The organism is Planktothricoides sp. SR001 (genome assembly GCF_001276715.1).
Taxonomy (GTDB): Bacteria; Cyanobacteriota; Cyanobacteriia; order Cyanobacteriales; family Laspinemataceae; genus Planktothricoides; species Planktothricoides raciborskii.
Map to the genome: position 1 here is coordinate 38,999 of NZ_LIUQ01000046.1, position 16,143 is coordinate 55,141.

General features: G+C 42.4%; 14 protein-coding genes. 5 read left to right on the forward strand and 9 right to left on the reverse strand.

Features of this window, described 5'->3' with window-relative positions:
* Positions 1 to 7: 7 nt before the first annotated feature.
* The gene (locus AM228_RS21940; protein WP_156331963.1) at positions 8 to 913 is read right to left on the reverse strand and encodes a sugar phosphate isomerase/epimerase; all 906 of its coding nucleotides are present in this window, start codon (positions 911 to 913) and stop codon (positions 8 to 10) included.
* A 74-nt stretch (positions 914 to 987) separates the two neighbouring features.
* On the reverse strand, positions 988 to 2,172 hold the full coding sequence (locus tag AM228_RS21945) for a 2-deoxy-scyllo-inosose synthase (protein ID WP_054469079.1): 1,185 nt from the start codon (positions 2,170 to 2,172) through the stop codon (positions 988 to 990).
* A 1,626-nt stretch (positions 2,173 to 3,798) separates the two neighbouring features.
* Between AM228_RS21945 and AM228_RS37130 the strand changes: the two genes are divergently transcribed.
* The 3 genes from AM228_RS37130 to AM228_RS35585 all read left to right on the forward strand — a co-directional run bounded on the left by AM228_RS37130 (position 3,799) and on the right by AM228_RS35585 (position 4,600).
* A complete protein-coding gene (locus AM228_RS37130) occupies positions 3,799 to 3,972 on the forward strand; it encodes a hypothetical protein (protein WP_375339732.1) in 174 nt (57 codons plus the stop codon).
* Positions 3,963 to 4,160 carry a hypothetical protein gene (locus AM228_RS37135; protein WP_375339733.1) on the forward strand — a complete coding sequence of 66 codons (198 nt, stop codon included), beginning with the start codon at positions 3,963 to 3,965 and terminating at the stop codon, positions 4,158 to 4,160. The genes AM228_RS37130 and AM228_RS37135 overlap by 10 nt, the downstream gene beginning before the upstream one ends.
* A gap of 218 nt (positions 4,161 to 4,378) precedes the next feature.
* Positions 4,379 to 4,600, forward strand: a complete 222-nt coding sequence (locus AM228_RS35585; RefSeq protein WP_231636902.1) for a type II toxin-antitoxin system death-on-curing family toxin — start codon at positions 4,379 to 4,381, stop codon at positions 4,598 to 4,600.
* A gap of 420 nt (positions 4,601 to 5,020) precedes the next feature.
* On the opposite strand, the gene AM228_RS21960 is transcribed toward AM228_RS35585, so the two are convergent.
* From AM228_RS21960 to AM228_RS21975, 4 genes are all read right to left on the reverse strand, one after another.
* On the reverse strand, positions 5,021 to 5,914 hold the full coding sequence (locus AM228_RS21960) for an NF038130 family PEP-CTERM protein (RefSeq protein WP_054469081.1): 894 nt from the start codon (positions 5,912 to 5,914) through the stop codon (positions 5,021 to 5,023).
* 601 nt (positions 5,915 to 6,515) lie between these two features.
* Positions 6,516 to 7,682, reverse strand: coding sequence for an LL-diaminopimelate aminotransferase (locus AM228_RS21965; protein ID WP_054469082.1), 1,167 nt, complete (start codon positions 7,680 to 7,682; stop codon positions 6,516 to 6,518).
* 33 nt (positions 7,683 to 7,715) lie between these two features.
* Entirely contained in the window at positions 7,716 to 8,063 is a 348-nt protein-coding gene (locus AM228_RS21970) for a co-chaperone YbbN (protein ID WP_054469083.1), read from the reverse strand.
* Positions 8,064 to 8,395: 332 nt separating this feature from the next.
* On the reverse strand, positions 8,396 to 9,163 hold the full coding sequence (locus AM228_RS21975) for a PspA/IM30 family protein (RefSeq protein WP_054469084.1): 768 nt from the start codon (positions 9,161 to 9,163) through the stop codon (positions 8,396 to 8,398).
* A gap of 248 nt (positions 9,164 to 9,411) precedes the next feature.
* Between AM228_RS21975 and AM228_RS21980 the strand changes: the two genes are divergently transcribed.
* Together AM228_RS21980 and AM228_RS21985 are read left to right on the forward strand one after the other, a co-directional pair.
* Positions 9,412 to 9,606 (forward strand): hypothetical protein, encoded by a 195-nt coding sequence (locus tag AM228_RS21980; protein ID WP_054469085.1) that lies wholly within the window; start codon positions 9,412 to 9,414, stop codon positions 9,604 to 9,606.
* Positions 9,607 to 9,771: 165 nt separating this feature from the next.
* Entirely contained in the window at positions 9,772 to 10,920 is a 1,149-nt protein-coding gene (locus AM228_RS21985; RefSeq protein WP_054469086.1) for a ferrochelatase, read from the forward strand.
* A gap of 86 nt (positions 10,921 to 11,006) precedes the next feature.
* Here AM228_RS21985 and AM228_RS21990 read toward each other — a convergent pair whose 3' ends face one another.
* From AM228_RS21990 to AM228_RS22000, 3 genes are all read right to left on the reverse strand, one after another.
* A complete protein-coding gene (locus AM228_RS21990) occupies positions 11,007 to 12,866 on the reverse strand; it encodes a DUF3685 domain-containing protein (protein WP_054469087.1) in 1,860 nt (619 codons plus the stop codon).
* 86 nt (positions 12,867 to 12,952) lie between these two features.
* Positions 12,953 to 15,142, reverse strand: coding sequence for a hypothetical protein (locus tag AM228_RS21995; protein WP_054469088.1), 2,190 nt, complete (start codon positions 15,140 to 15,142; stop codon positions 12,953 to 12,955).
* 303 nt (positions 15,143 to 15,445) lie between these two features.
* Positions 15,446 to 15,898 (reverse strand): Fur family transcriptional regulator, encoded by a 453-nt coding sequence (locus tag AM228_RS22000; RefSeq protein ID WP_054469094.1) that lies wholly within the window; start codon positions 15,896 to 15,898, stop codon positions 15,446 to 15,448.
* Between the last annotated feature and the right edge of the window lie 245 nt (positions 15,899 to 16,143).

A 16,143-nucleotide genomic window follows, 5' to 3' on the forward strand; every position in this document is an offset into this window, starting at 1 on the left:
GCGAACGCTACTCTTTTATAAAACATAAGCACCGATCTAAAGACTGTTTTACTGTCTTAACAGCTTCTTCTAAAGGCATATTTTTGATTTTTTGATTCCAGGGTTCTACCGCGACAGGGCCTCGGTATCCTTTCTGATAAAGTGCTTGTAAAAAATCTTTAATCTTGGTTACTCCTGTCGTCAATGGTAGTTCCCGTTCAAACTCGGGAATGTTAAACATATCATAACCTGGTAATCCATCATTTAATTCCACATACAATATATATTCCAAATCCAAATGGTGAATATCCAATATCCCTGCCCCACTATTTTGCCAATGGTGAACATCTAATTTTAAGCCACCATATCCATATAATCCAGCACTAGCAATCAAAGCACGGGTGCCATCTATAGTATGAATAAAATCGTATTTTGTGCTGCGTCTAGTTTCAGTTGGACCAATAAACTCTAAGCCAATTTTGATGTCATATTTTTGTAAAATCGGTTTGAGTTTCCCCAAGCGATCGCTAGTTTGAATAAATAGATCGTTAAAATTGCGATCATTGCTAAATGGTGGGAGGTAACAGAGAGTTAAGTTACAGCCGATTTCTTGAGCTTCTTTAGCCTGTAATTCAAATAATGGTAAATTTTCTTCAAACTCTTTTTGACTGCCAAATAAGTTTACAGAAATGCCAAATGAAGCGGGTTTTAAATTAAGCTGCTTTAGCAATTGTTTGCAAGCAGAAATATTTAAGTTATTCCCCGCATTAAAATCAATATTAATCCCCTCAAATTGATATTTATGAGCCAAATAACAAATTTTTTCAAAATCATTGACCGTATGACCAATATGTCCGCAATGATTTAAATTAGCAATAGGAGCAGTTAAATTCAAAACGGTATACATTACAAATTTACCTATCAATGTTTTCACACTTGGGCTTGGATCGTTGATGCTGAGGGACTAGAGGCTAGCTAGTCCCTCTTCGGTAAGCCTTTAGCTATCAGTTAATGAAATTTGCTTCCGTTTACGTGAAAAAATTGTTTATTGTTGAAGATAAACTTTTCAACAACTTTTTTCACCAAATCATGGTCAACAGTAACCAAAAAATCGCCTTCAGGGTTGTAACATTTGCCAAGTTTATCCAATAAGACAAAACGTAGATCTTCCCCGGTTTTTTTATTATCTGCTATCATTGCCTCCATTAGTCCTTCGGTGGTAATCGTTTCCGGAAGAGGATTTTTAAAGCCAAGTTTTTCTTCAATTAAATAATAATGTTTTTCCACATCTTCTTGTGAAATTAATCCTATTTTTTTAGAAAGTTCGGCAGCTATTTTCATCCCAAATGAAATGGCTTCTCCGTGAGAAATTTTACCCTTTTCCAGCCATTCAATACCATGACCGAAAGTATGACCGTACTCAAGAATAATACCGTAGCCTTTCTCGCTGGGATCTTGCTTGAGAATCTCTAGTTTTGAGACAATGATATTATAGGCGAGTTTGTACAATTCTTCGTCTGTAAACTTAACATCAGGATTGAGGGCTTCTTCTAAATAGTCCAAAAATATTGCATCAGAAATAAAACCATTTTTTATTCCTTCAATTATGCCACTTCGCCTAGAAAAAGCTGGCTCTGTTTTGAGATATTTAGTATCTACCCAAATAAATAGTGGTGCATGATAAAGACCGAAATGATTTTTTCCAGTTTTACCATTGATCGCCTGCTTATTACTTAGTGTACTGTCCGTTTGGCCAGTCATACTTGTGGGGATTTCGACAAAACGGATACCTCGGTAAATCATCCCAGAGGCTAAACCAACTAGATTTCCAACTGTTCCGCCACCAAAAGCTAACAAGATAGATTTTTTGGAAATACCTTTGGCAATAAGATTTTCGCAGGTTTCTTCCAAAATTGTAAAAGATTTACATTTCTCCCCTGGCGGTACCAATTCAAGATTGCAAGGAAATTCGGCACTAATTTGCTCGTACAGTTCTTTTCCATACAAATCAAGTAAATGTGGTTCTGTAAAGAAAAATATTTGGTCGAAACTGTATTTCTTTAATTCCAACAAAAATTGGTTATGGATGTCATATCCAAAATAAAATGGACTAGGTTTTTCCAGGTGGGTACTGAGTGCGATAACTTTACAGGGTTCCCATGCTAATGTTTGAGAATTTAGTTGAATTTTCATAATTTATTTTTTTACACTTTAGTCCAACTATCCTCAAATATCAAAGCATAAAAAATTTATTTGATCAATATTACAAAGTTGGCTATAAATAAAAAGGTTTTGTTACCAAGTTTATATATTGCGTTTTTGAAAAAAAATGTGCATTGCTATATGGAGAGATCATTAGCTCGGTCTAACGAACTTCAGTAAGACTAACTTGGCGCTGGAATGTCATCGCACATCTTGAAACCAACCTGTAGCTCTAAGTGGGGAATTAATTGACCAATTTAGTATATTGACAAAAGTAATTAATTGTGATTAGTTGGGTTTGCTAAATGCTACAGTATAACTTTACACAAACATACCAAATCTATTTCTCGTAGTAGCTCAAGAACTGAATAATAGAGAAAGATTCTGCGTGAAGCGGCGATCGAAGCATATAGCTTTGGAGATCGCATAAACGAAACAGGGATCTTTCGGGTTAATGGGGAAAAATGTTCAAAAAAAATGTTACAAACCAGGGAAAAGGCGCGTTAGGCACGGGAATTTATTTATGGGTTGAAATGCTGAATTTATCGACCGTGCCTTTTCTTGAATGCCGTAGGCTATACACACCAAATCAGTTAAATAAAATTTTGTTATAGCGCTACGCGGTGGGTGCATCCCACCTAGGCATAAACATAAATGCTTAGGCGGGATGATCGGTTCAAATAAGCACATCGAAGTCGAAGAATACGCTCTACATTTTCTCTAGCCCACTTTGCCCCAGAGATTTTAACTCGGGCTGCAACCTGCTTAATTTTGGATTTTACATCCCCTGAACCAATGGCAATACCCATATGCTGATAGTGTCTATAACAGGGAATACGATCACGATGACTTTCCAGATACTTGCGAAAGTTCACAGATCCTTTGTTTTTTTAATTCTCAAATTCTTGAATTGCTCTATCCACCCAACCGTGCCATAAGAAGTTTTCGACTGGCCTCAAACGCCGGAGTGAACCCCCTACTTTGTAAAGATTTTCCTTGAGATGTAACCAATCTAAAACCTCACGCTTGATGAGTATTTGATTAGCACCGAAGGTTTTTATAATCTTCCAGATTCCAGGATGCCCATCTCCCAAACACTTTAGAATCGGACTCAGAGGCACAGAGTTACTCCAGTTTAATAATCCCTCTGGGTCTTTGAAGAAAACCCTTACTCTTTAGAAAGAGATACAGAGAACGTTGATAATTTTGCTACATCGATAAGCAGGGTTAAACAAATAGATTTAATTAATCATACAGTGAATCTCGTCGTCAATTTAACTCGTGACGATGTAGGTAACGTAATTGTGAATTTTCTATTTTTTCCCTCTTGAAATAGTCCGAATTTTCCCCGCAATCTCAAATTAATTATAGAGCAAGGAAAATTTACCCATTGATTATCCTCAGAAACGCTCAAATTATTAAGTGTAAATTAGAGGTAAAACCGGGGGAAAAGTTGGCGGTAAAAGTGGCATTAGGGGAAGCCGAAATCACAGAAAATTTTGTGTTGAAAACAAATCTAACTCTCTAGTTATTTAAAATCAGAATCGATAGGAGGTTCAGGCACAATACTTAAATCAAGCAATATTTTAATACCAAACTTAACCCCTACCTATCAACATTCAATTCCTAGCCGATGAAACAGACCCCAGTGCTATTTGTCAAGAACTTTGCACCCTAATTTACTCCCTCGCACTCCCCGATACAGACATCCCCACTGTCAGCAACTTTGCCCAACTCAAACAACAGATTCTCACCGTAAAACATAGCTGCAAAAACGCCACATTGCCCTAATTTTCCATAACTGTAAACCTCATCCCCCACTCCTCAACTGCTGTCGCAAAATCGCCGATGCTAACCTGGGTTTACACATCCTCTGGATAACCGATGAACCCCTGGAAGCACCTTTACGCAGTTTTCCCCCTAGTCAGGATAATTTGTTAGGGGCGATGCAAAGTTGGTTAGAGGAAATGATAGAATAAAATTGACTAATCTTAGCACAAATAAAACCCATGAAATTAAAAGTAACGGAACAAGTAGTTTTAATCCCCAAGGAATTATTAGGAGATAGCCAATAAGTTGAACTAACTCAACAGGAAGGACAACTGATTATTACTATCAAACCGCCAGCCCTATCCTATCAAAAAACCACAGAATATGTCCTCAAGAAAAACCACGATTTTTATCAACGTCTAGCCTGATGTTCTACTTAACGATAGAACAAATTTTAGATATTCATCATCAAATTATTGCTCAGACGGGTGGGGGTTTAGGAATTACAAATCCGGGTTTAACCGCAAATGACTTTTGGGGGTCAAGAAATGCAACTCTTCCAGAAAAAGCCGCAGCATTAGGATTTTTTTTGATTAAAAATCATCTTTTTCTGGATGGGAATAAAAGAACAGGTCATGCAGCAATGTAAGTTTTTTTAATCCTGAATGGTTGTGAAATTAATGCCAATGTAGAAGAACAAGAAAAAGTAATTCTTCAAGTCGCATCAGGAGAAATGACAAGAGAGGAATTTACCCATTGGTTACAATCGGTAATTATAGTTGTTTCAATTAAGACTAATACAATTAGTTAGGGGCGATCGCCGAAGCGGGCGATCGCCGAAGCGGGTGTTCCCCTACTTGTAGGGGCGATTCGCGAATCGCCCCTACAGCATTGTATCAAGCACAATTGAAATAACTATAAAAAGCTCCCCTTGGATCCGCCATCGGTTGGGGCGATCGCACCAGCCTGGGAAAGCCAGAATTGTCTAATAACAAAAAAAATGGTTATTGGTTATTCAAACAACTAACAACCAATAACCAACAACCAAGAACAAAAATTAAGAAAATTTCTAGGCATTATGATTAGACTTGCGTTTGGCAGCGGCAAACAGACCACCGACCGCCATCAAACCCAGCATCGTAGAGGGTTCGGGAACTGATTCCACCGGAATTCCTGCATGGTTCCAAGAGTAAATCCCACTGTAGGACTTGCCATCATCTTTGGCTACGAAGCCAGATTTAACCGCATCAAAGCTATAAGCATAGTGAACTTCGCCATTGATAGTCACTTTGGCAATTTCACTCATTTGCAGCGGCCCCATGCTATCAAGTGTCGTCTCTAACAGACTGATATTAGCCAAAAGTGCTTGTGAGGCGGCTTGCCCAACTAACGCTTTGAAGAATGGACTGTTAGCCTGAGTCTTAGCTTGGGCGATAATCGGATCTAATTTTGTATTCAGGTCATACCAACCCGCCATCTTGATATCCACGGCGCCGGTTTCATCCAGGTTAAACTCAGCAATGTTGGGGTCGCCAGAACCCATTGTGGTAAAAGCCCCGATCGCCATATCCTGAACGGTTTTGTCCAACTGTGGCCAAACATTATTCAGCGGTTCATATTTGGTAAATAAATCGCCCAGCCATTTGGTTCCATACTCAGCCCAATCAGCAGCGGTCACGCTTTCAACGCTTACGGTATGCGCTCCTGCGGTGGCGGTAAACCCTACGTTCGCTGCAACATCTTCGCTACCAAACCAAAGTTCTACGTTGGTTTCTAGTTTGCCATCCGTCAGGTAGCTGCTGTTCGCACCCACCCACAGATTGCCATCTTGGTGAGTGTAGCTTTTAATATTTTCTGACCCATGAAATGTAATATCAAGGGCTTGTGCGGGTGTACCGACTACGGCACTCAGACCGGCAGCAAGAGAAGTACCGATGAAAACTTTTTTTGTTAATCCTGCCATGACTTTGATCTCCTGTTGTTTCGAGAGAATTGGGGATATGGGATGGGAAAAAGGGGATGGAATAAAATCAGCTTTGCTGCTTGGTTAAAAGCCTATCTTAAAATCCTATATTTTGACTATACTCTGTGTTCTGGTAATTTGCCTGTGACAGCTATCACGCCGAAACCTTAATTATTTGTCCCTTGGAAATTTTTATCATTTATTAAACACTTAATCTATGCTTGAAATTCCTTGGCAGGGAAATGTTTTCTCCTTTACAGCAATTGTCAGAGTTAAGTAGGTGAACATAATTAATTGCACGTTTCGTTCCCCGCCGATAGGCTTTGGATTCCCGCCTTCGCGGGAATGACAGTTTTTTTCTAATGATGAAACCAGAAACCCAGTTTCTCCTGCGGGAAAGATCGCGCCTTTACAAGCCCTATTTCTATTGTACAAAAAAAATCTGCAAGCATTGATGAAGTTCTTGCAGATTTATTTAAAGTTTTTGTAAAGTTTTTGTAAAGATTGTTGTTCTGAGTCATTTGTCCTGAGTCATTTTACCAACAAATAACAAATAACAAATAACAAATAACAAATAACAATCAACAAATAACAAAAATAATTAATGCAAAAATTGAGAAATTCTCTGAACGGCTGTTTCGAGAATTTCTGGATCGTGGACGAGGGCAAAGCGCACATATCCTTCTCCTTCTTTGCCAAAACCCGTACCCGGAGATACGGCAACGCCAGTGGTTTCGACGAGTTGACGACAAAATCCCAGGGCGTTGTTGCTCCAAGGTTCGGGCAGTTTTGCCCAGACGTACATGGTGGCAAGGGGTTCAGGGACTTGCCAACCGATCCGATTTAAGGCGCCGACAAAGGTATCGCGCCGTTTGCGGTAAATTTCTACGGTTTCGGCGATGCAGTCTTGGGGGCCGGTCATGGCGGCGATCGCCCCATTGAGAATGCCTTTATATTGGTTAAAATCAATCACCGCTTTGACTTGTCGCAGGGCAAGAATCAACTCACGATTTCCCACCGCAAACCCAATCCGAAAACCGCCCATATTATATGGTTTTGACAGGGTAAAAAACTCAATGGAAACGGTTTTATCCGGGTCAGCTTGTAAAATTGATGGGGCGACGCCTCCGGCAAAGACAATATCCGCATAAGGGAAATCGTGAACCAGGACTAAATCATGGTTTTGACAAAATGCCACGGCTTCTTGGAAAAAGGATAAGGGCGCGATCGCACTGGTGGGGTTATGGGGATAACTCAACACCATCATTCGCGCTTGTTCCAGGACTGCTTGGGGAATTTCTGAAAATATGGGCAAAAACCCGTTTTCTGCCCGTAAAGACATGGGATAAATTTGACCGGATGCCAAATAAACTCCGCCCGCGTGGGAAGGATAACCCGGATCCATCAATAAGGCAAACTCCCCTGGGTTTAAAATCGCCAAAGGCAAATGGGCAGTCCCCTCTTGAGAACCAATCAGTTGGAGTACCTCGGTTTCTGGATCGACCGCCACTCCATATTTATTGGTGTACCATTGAGCGGCGACTTCCCGAAAATCTTTGGTGCCGTGAAACAACAAATAACGGTGGGTTTCTGGGTCGGGCAGGGATTGGGTGATCGCCTCGATCGCATTTGGGGGTGCAGGCAGATCGGCTGATCCCAAAGATAAATCAATCACATCAAGTCCAGCGGCTTTAGCCTTTGCCTTGGCATTGTCCATATCCGCAAAGACATTAGATCGCAGGGGGTCTAAACGAGTGGCAAATTTCATAAATTTTTCTCTCCCAATCTTTCTCTGAAACCCCTAAGAATCCGTCGCACCGCTTTGAAGCTGAGAATCGAGCAATTGAATGATTTTATCCTTGGTAATTGCCCCTTCATGCTCCAGAATTAGCTCACCACTCCGAAACATCCGTAAAGCGGGAACCCCTTCCACCTTATATGCTTTCACGGTTTCTTGATTAGGATCCACTTCCATTTTCACCACTTTGAGGCGATCGCTATACATCTGGGCGATCTTGTCCATCGAAGGTGACACCAAACGACAAGGGCCACACCAAGGTGCCCAAAAATAAGCTAAAACAGGTTGCTCAGACTCCAATACTTCTGTTTTAAATTCCTTATCTGTAATGACTTGAACGCTACCGCTCATTAGACCTTCTCTATAAATTCTTGCTTGACTGTTAATAATCTTTCTCGATTGGTTACGAGAACAAGTTCAATTTGTTTTTTGGCGCGATCGTCAGCAGACAGATGGGATCTGCACTTTACTGACTCCACCTTTCTTTAATTTATCATGTTAGGGTTTTCTCCTTAAACCCACGAGCATTTTTTCCGGGAAATGGCCAAAAAAATGATCCCCTGACCCCCAGGCCAGAGGATAATTCATTACAAGCGGTCAGCGATCGGCTATCGGTCATCAACTATCAGCTATCAGCGGTTGAGAGGCGATCGGGCGAAGTCTCTACATCACCAAATGCATCACTAAATGCCGTCAAGTTCAGCCCGTAATTTTTCCAACTCGTCGTCAACGGCTGTTTTTTTGCCAGTGGTTTGACCCGAAGAAGGTAACTGACCTTGAGCCGCAGAACCTCCAGTTAACAATTGTTGCTTCATCGCCGCCAGTTCATCCTCCACGCCGCTACCAGCTTCCAGCAGAGCAAATTGTTGCTCCAGACCGGAACTGCCCAGTTCTGCTGCCGCTTGAGAACGCGCTTCCATTTGTAAGACTTTCTCTTCCATGCGGTCAAAGGCACTCATCGCACTGCTGGTATTCAGCGAACCAATGGTATTTTGCAATTGTTCATTTGCTTTGGCTGCTTGGGCGCGGGCTTTGAGCATATTTTTCTTGGTCTTGGCTTCGGAAATTTTACTTTCCAAACCGATCAAGTTGCGCTTGAGAGTCTCCACCTGGGAGCTTTGCTGGTCTAACTGAGCTTTAATCGTTTCAGCGGTTTCCGTGTTAGTTTTTTTCCGCTGGAGAGCTTGACGAGCCAGTTCTTCATCCCCTTTTTGTAAAGCCAGCATCGCTCTTTGTTGCCAGGTATTAGCCTCGGTTTGCGCTTGTTCGTACTGTTTCTGGCTTCTTTTTTGGGTCGCAATGGCCGTGGCCACTGCTTGACGCAGTTGTACCAGGTCTTCCTGCATATCAACAATCGCTTGCTCCAGAATCTTTTCCGGATCTTCCGCTTTGTTGACTAAATCGTTGATATTCGCTTTAACTACACGCCCTATACGATCGAACAATCCCATGATTCTTTTTTCCTTTCCGCGTTAACAAATATACTTAGTTTACTCGCGTCAGCGATCGGGTTGAATGAAACCAGACTCGCCCACTGCCATAGAGAGCTAGAACCATCGGACTGACGCAAATACTCTTTTTCTATTCTAAGTCCGATGCCAATTGCTTGACAGCAATTTTTATCGCCGCAGGGATATCTATGCGATATCTATCTAGTTTAAGAACTACAGGCGGCAATTGAGCAATTACAGAAAAAATTTTGTCTCAGTGGGGAGTAGCCGCCAGGGATCGGCTGAATCAAACAAGGATCCCGACCAAGAAGCAGTCCAATCATCCCAAAGATCCCAAATTACGCCGATCTTTTTTTCTATCCTCGATCGCTGGAGGGAAAAAATCTGCCCTCCGCAGCAATTCAGCCAAACATGAAGGGGGCGATCGCGTAGTCATGGCCTAAACAATTGTTGAATTAATCAAGATTAATTTAACAATTCAGGTCGATCCCCCCCTAGGGGATATGATAAACTATTTCACAAGAGTGTAACCCCGGTATAGCGTCTAAGTAATTGAACTTATCCGGGATTTAGCACTCGATCCAGCCACGCAAATGGAGGAAGATTAAGTGGTTGCAACTCCCGAAAAACTCCAAGAAATCCCCCAAGCAATTTCCGGTAAAAATAAAATCGCTGTTTTGCTGATGGGATATGGCGAAGTAGAAAGCTACGAAGATTTCGCCAACTATAATGAACAAGCGCTCAATTTACTGACCGCAAAATTTGCCCCAGTTCCTACCTGGATGTATCCCCCGTTTGCCAAATTATTGGCGATGTTTGATTTTCACGAATGGAATCACCAGCATGGACACTTTATTTCTCCCCATAATGGGATTTTTGAACAACAAAGAGCCGGGATTGAAGCCGAACTGCAAAAACGTTGGGGAAGCGATGTTCAAGTCTTCAAAGCTTTTAACTTTTGTGCGCCTTTCTTGCCCGCACAAGTCATCGCTGAAATCAAAGATCAAGGATTTGATCAGTTATTAATTTATCCTTTGTTAGTGGTGGATTCTATTTTCACCAGTGGCATTGCTATTGAGCAAGTAAATAAAGCATTGGATCGGTTAAATCAAGATCCAGAACCCTGGCTCAAGGGAATGCGTTATATTCCGTCTTTTTACAATCAACCAGCCTATATTGATTTGATGGCCGAGATGGTTGAAACGGAAATTGCCTCGGAACTTGGTGATAAATATTTGCCTTCAGAAATTGGCATTGTGCTGATGAATCATGGTTGTCCCCATGAAGCCAAAGGATTTGTTTCCGGGATTGATGAATCTCAGGCTCTTTATGAATTAGTCCGCAACAAACTGATTAACCGTTATCCCTTAATTTCTGTGGGTTGGTTAAATCATCAAACTCCTTTGATTAAATGGACGCAACCGAATGCGGAATTGGCAGCGCTGAATTTAATTCAGTTAGGGGCTAAGGCGATTGTGTTTATGCCGATTGGATTTGCTACGGAAAATCACGAGACACTTTTAGATGTTCATCATATTATTCATGCGATCGAACGGCGTTTTAGTCAGGTGTCATTTATTCAGATGTCTTGTGTGAATGAACATCCCAGTTTCTTGAAAATGGCGGCAGAATGGGCGAATCCTCAAATAGAAGCGCTGTTATCCGAGTCGGCTTTATCCGAGTCAGCGATTGGACCCATCCATCACCATAGTTCATCTCACAGCCATCATCATTCACATCACCATCACAGTCATTAAAAGGTCTTAATTATTCAGAATTCAGCAGTCTGAAGTATTGCTGCTGAATTCTGAATTATCAGAACTAACGGCGATCGCCTTTAAGCTTAAGGTTCGCGATTTTTTCTCACTTTCAGGTCTTGTAAAGAGTTACCAATACCCTGAATAATTCCCTGAGCAATTAACCCAATTCCTCGACCTAATTGCATCAGCAAATAGCGACCTCCACTGCCGAGAAAGACCATCATGGATTCGACCCGGGGGGCGATCGCATCTCTGGTCTCCAGCAACAAAGTCACGGTTTGTTGTAATCCATTTAATTGGGCTAACTCCTCCCGTCGTGGGGCATAACTGGAAATTTTGCGGATGCCCCGCTCATCTAACACTAATAAAACATATTGACTTTCAAAGATAGACTTGGGTTCTTGCCAATATTTTTGCCAGCGATATCGCCAAGATAAATTATTTCTAAAACGTTCAATTTCTCGCGTAGTCATCCACCGCGAATCATAAAAATCTTGTTTAATTTTTTCCACATCAGCCAACCGATTTAACAGGGGATAAATCACTGCATTCGCCACTTGAATCATTAAATTTTCTAGCAAAAATTCGGCGTGTTGCAATGATTCTGAACTGTCGGCTAAATATTCCACATTTTCTATAGTAAAAGATGTTTGAAATAATAAATAAGAAAATAACTCACTCCCTTGGGGTATTTTATTCAAAATACTGGCTTGAACCTGAGCGGCATCTTGGCTAATCAATGGCACAATATCAACAATTTGTTGATTGCCCATAGACAAGCCCATAGACAGGGAAGAATATTTGCCAAAAAATTCAATAATGGTGGCTTGCCATAAATCACTCAGGAGTATTTCCTGTTTTTCCTGCAATCCATCAGGCTGAATCTGAGAATATTTTAAAGTGCCGATAATTTCCTCAAATTGGCGCAAAATTAGGTAGAAAAGTTGCTGTTTTTTTTCAAGCTTCAGAATATCAATTTCTAGGGGTATATCGGTTAAATTTTCCAACCGAGATTGGAGTTTAGTTAAGATGCGATCGAATAACTGAGATTTCAAGGTGGAGAAATCTAAAGGATAAATTTGGGGCGATCGCTGTAAATCTCCGGATACCGAAAACCTTAAATCTATGCTATTCTGGGTGGAAACTGGTGAAATTTTCACCTCAGAAAAACTGACAGTATTTTCCAGAGTTAATTGCGTTTCAGATCCACTAATAGCAGGCAAAATCTGATTTACCAGCCAACGAGCGACCCTGAGTTCTCGTCGTCGTCCCAAGAGAAAAAAACGATCGAACTGTGATAAGTGGATATTTTTTAGTTGAGCATCTAATTCAACAATGTGGGCATTCATTTGCCGATTCGCCGATAGCCGCAGATTTTGCATCCATAAACGGCGAGGCTTCACAGAAATTGGCGACCCTGTGACCGTGGCCGATAACCGCCGCTGTTTTCCAGAAATTGGGATGTCACCGCCAACCCAATCGCTGATCCCCGCCGTGATTTGCCGAATGGCATTGACCAGAACTGTCGGCTCGGTGCCTTTAGGAAAATATCCTTTAACCCCTAATTCACGAGCCGCATGAATTTCTCTGTCACTGAGCCAGGAATCAATCAATAACAGAGGCAGTTGGGCATATTCACTTTTTAAGGTTTTAATTAGAGCGATCGCGCCTTGGTCTGGTTCCGCCGGAGTGACTCCCTCCACAGCCAAAAGCACCAAGTCTATAGATGGCGCTGCCGAGGGTGCGCTTTTAATTTCCTGACTTTTAATTTCCTGACTTTTAATTTCCTTTAACTCATGCAAAGCTGCGGCAACCGTTGAAACATCTACCAGGACAGAAATCTCGGCAAACTGAGCCAAAAAAGTTCTTAATCCCAGTCGAAAGATGGGGTCATGGTCAATTAGTATTAGCCTGATGGCTTTGCCCTGAAGATCATTGCTCATTGACTATTGTTTAGGGTTCAGGGTTTGTGGGCAAGATGTTGAATGTTGATTGTTTGAAAACAAGACACTCAACATTCAATATACCTTTATTCAATGCCATCAATTGCTGGAGCATCATTATAGGTTGGCTCAGACGCTGCTGGCTCTTGGTAAACCGGCTCCGGTTCTTGGTAAACCGGGGCGGGTTCTTGGTAATAAACCGGCTCCGGTTCTTGGTAAACTGGCGCGGGTTCTTGATAACGGGGCGGGGGTGGTTCTTGGTAAACCGGAGCCGGTTGTTGATAGGTGGCTCGTCGCGAGGCTTCTTGTTCCGCTCGAATGGCTTCTAACTGTCCTGACCACTGGGCGATCGCCTCTTGAGCTTGAGGATACAACGCCCGACCATAGCTAATTTGATAGGCAGTATCGATCGCCAAACCCAAACTGCCTTGGGCAGCCAAAGTCTTGGCTTGATCCAGAATCGGTTGATCCTGAGCAATTTCTATCGTGCTTTGCCATTTACTAATTTCTGCTTGCGCTTCTTTATATAATGCTCGATCTGAGGTAATTTTTTTGGCAGTAGTGATAGCTTCTGGCAACTTGTTCGCTTTTGCCAGGGCTAAAGCTTGATCTAAGATCGGTTGATCTTCAATCCGTTGAATTTTTTTCGTCCAATTCGCAATCAAAGTTTGGGCTGAAACCCGCATCTGTCGGCCTTTTTCTACCTGACTCGCCACGGCGATCGCGGCTTGGTAAGCTTCAATCGAGCCGGGGAGGGCGATTTGTTGCGCTTGGGCGACATAAAAGCGATCCTCAAATAGCTGAATTTCTTTGCTCCATTGACCAATTAAGCTTTGACCCTCGATTCGTCTAGGGCGGTCAACAGTAACCATTTGCGCTTGGTCGATCGCCAGTTTTAATATCCAGGGATGATTAAAACTGGCAGTTAAAGTCGCTAATTGTAATTGCAATAAATCTTCAATTTGTTGATTGGCCTTGGTTTGGAAACCTTGAACTTCCTTATGTAAAGGGCTATTCGGTTCAATATTTCCCATCGCGGCGATCGCCTCAGAAAAAGCAAACACTTGCGCCAATCGGTCACTGGCAGAATTCTGTGACTTCATCAGCTTCTGTGCGGCGATCAGGGTAATCAAATCGCGACTTTCGCGATACAAGGCCAAATTATCGCGAGGCACCCAGTTCGCGGCTTTCACTGCACCTTCAATATCATTTTGCTGCCAAAGCTTTTGGGCAATTTGCAGCAAATCTCGACTCCAGGTGACAATATCTTTTTTCGCCGCTTCAGCGGCTGATGTTTGTGGTTGAATTTGTCGAGCCAGGTCAATGCCAAAAGCCAAGTCTGCTACGCTTTTAAATCCAGCGGTGTACCGAGCTTCTTTTAATTTATCCCAAGCCTGTTTTTCTTGAGAAATTTGCTCCTTGAGTTGATTGTAACGAGTGCTGCGCCAGTAAACATTGTCAAGTTCTAATAAATTTCGGGCATAGTTTTCCGCTTGTCTCCAGTCTTGTTTTTTGATGGCATCTTGGGCTTTGTCATATATGGTTTTGCCATCCGCCCAATTGCCTTGCCAGGTAGCGACTTCATTTTGAATCGCTGTATATGCTGGGGAACTGGCGGGAATTTTTTGAATCAATGCTTCCGCTTGATCGAGATCCCCCGCTAAATATTGTTCGCGAGCGAGATCCATAATTTTCATCGACCATTCTCCGACCAATTTGTTGGCCTGAGCTTTTAAGGGGTGGTCATCAGGCCAATCTTGTACCAGGGCGATCGCCGCTACCAAGTCGTCTAAGTTTTTGGACTCAGCACTTCTCTGGGCACAGTAAAGCCGCTGGCGATCGGAAGTCAATTGATCTGTTTGCTCACAATTAATCGGCGGGGGCATAGTCAGCAACCAACGCAGTGCCATCACCCCAGTGGTGCTGCAAGCCACAAGCACCGCCAGCCAGAGACTCGGCCAAGTAAAAATATATTTTGATCCATAACCCAACACTTTGCCGCAACCACGGAGCAGAAGCGCTCCCTTTTCTTTAAGCTGGATCTTTTTCGATGAATCTTTGGGCTGAGACAGAATCTCTTCAACCGAGTTAGGAAGATGTCCATGTTGTGAGTCCACAGATAACACACTGGAGCCATCAGATCCCTGTTTTAAGCTGATCTGGCGTTTATGAAGTAGTAAATACTGGGTAACGGCTGTGCCGCTCCGCCTGGTTTTTGGTCTGCGTAATCGTTGTACTGCCTGTGTATTCGATTGGTCAAATTGTTTTTTCACCATAGCTTATATAGATTCCTACCAGATCAACACCAGTTTTAGCCCTAAATATTTATGAGAGCAAGTATTAAATAATAAGTCTAGACAAGTCTAGCCATTCGTTCCTAGTCAGCGGAATTAGAGGTGCGGCGATAGTGCGTCCGCACCGCCGAAGCGATCGCTCCCTTTTCCAGCATATTTTTTCGGGGGTGCAATCAAGATCCGTTTGGCGATGTTGCATCCGCAACGCCGAAGCTATCGCTCACGGCGATCCAGTTGTCGGTGAATGTTTGGTCTTGACCTAAATTTTCCGCCTGTTAGACCGATCTAGTCAGTCACGGCAATCTGTTCAGAGGTTTCAGCCGACGATAATCGATAACCGTAAAAATCAATTCGGTAATCAGTAATTTGAACGCCAGTTTGCGCTTCTATTTGCTTGATCAGTTCTTCTGGTAATGTTACATAAATATCCAAAAGTTGACCTGTGTTGAGACAATTGATATGACTGTGGGAGTCACTGATGTTCCCATACAGCCGCCCATCGGATCGCTCGATACATTCGATAATCCCTTGACCGGATAAGGCTTCGAGGTTTTGATACACCGAAGTATGACCAATGGCTTTGCCTTCTCGATTGAGGCGATCGTAAATTTCCCGCGCCGAAAGATGTTCTGGAACCTGCCACAGCAGTTCCAAAATAAATCGCCTCTGACGGCTCATCCGCATCCCTAAATCTCGACATTGGTTTAAAGCATCTTCTAAAGAGGAAATTTTTTTCACAGCCACTCCTTTAGTTAGGACCTCACGAAAGTTTAATTTTTTTTATCAGTGATTTTATCGGTGCCACTTTTTGGGACAGCTTTGCGGTTTTGCATGGTTGATTCTATCGAAACAGAATCTTCTGCCGTTGGTGGCAAGTATCCAAAAAATCAACCAAAAAATCAACCCCTGTGCTGCCTAGTTATTTTAACGGATCGATAACTGAATCCAGGGACGAGCTTTGATAGAAGGCACAGGAGGTTAAA

Excerpts from the sequence above, each read along its gene's own strand:
- AM228_RS21945 (WP_054469079.1), bottom strand. The coding sequence starts at position 2,172 with ATGAAAATTCAACTAAATTCTCAAACATTAGCATGGGAACCCTGTAAA.
- AM228_RS35585 (WP_231636902.1), top strand. The coding sequence starts at position 4,379 with ATGTTCTACTTAACGATAGAACAAATTTTAGATATTCATCATCAAATT.
- AM228_RS21960 (WP_054469081.1), bottom strand. The coding sequence starts at position 5,914 with ATGGCAGGATTAACAAAAAAAGTTTTCATCGGTACTTCTCTTGCTGCC.
- AM228_RS21965 (WP_054469082.1), bottom strand. The coding sequence starts at position 7,682 with ATGAAATTTGCCACTCGTTTAGACCCCCTGCGATCTAATGTCTTTGCG.
- AM228_RS21970 (WP_054469083.1), bottom strand. The coding sequence starts at position 8,063 with ATGAGCGGTAGCGTTCAAGTCATTACAGATAAGGAATTTAAAACAGAA.
- AM228_RS21975 (WP_054469084.1), bottom strand. The coding sequence starts at position 9,163 with ATGGGATTGTTCGATCGTATAGGGCGTGTAGTTAAAGCGAATATCAAC.
- AM228_RS21990 (WP_054469087.1), bottom strand. The coding sequence starts at position 12,866 with ATGAGCAATGATCTTCAGGGCAAAGCCATCAGGCTAATACTAATTGAC.
- AM228_RS21995 (WP_054469088.1), bottom strand. The coding sequence starts at position 15,142 with ATGGTGAAAAAACAATTTGACCAATCGAATACACAGGCAGTACAACGA.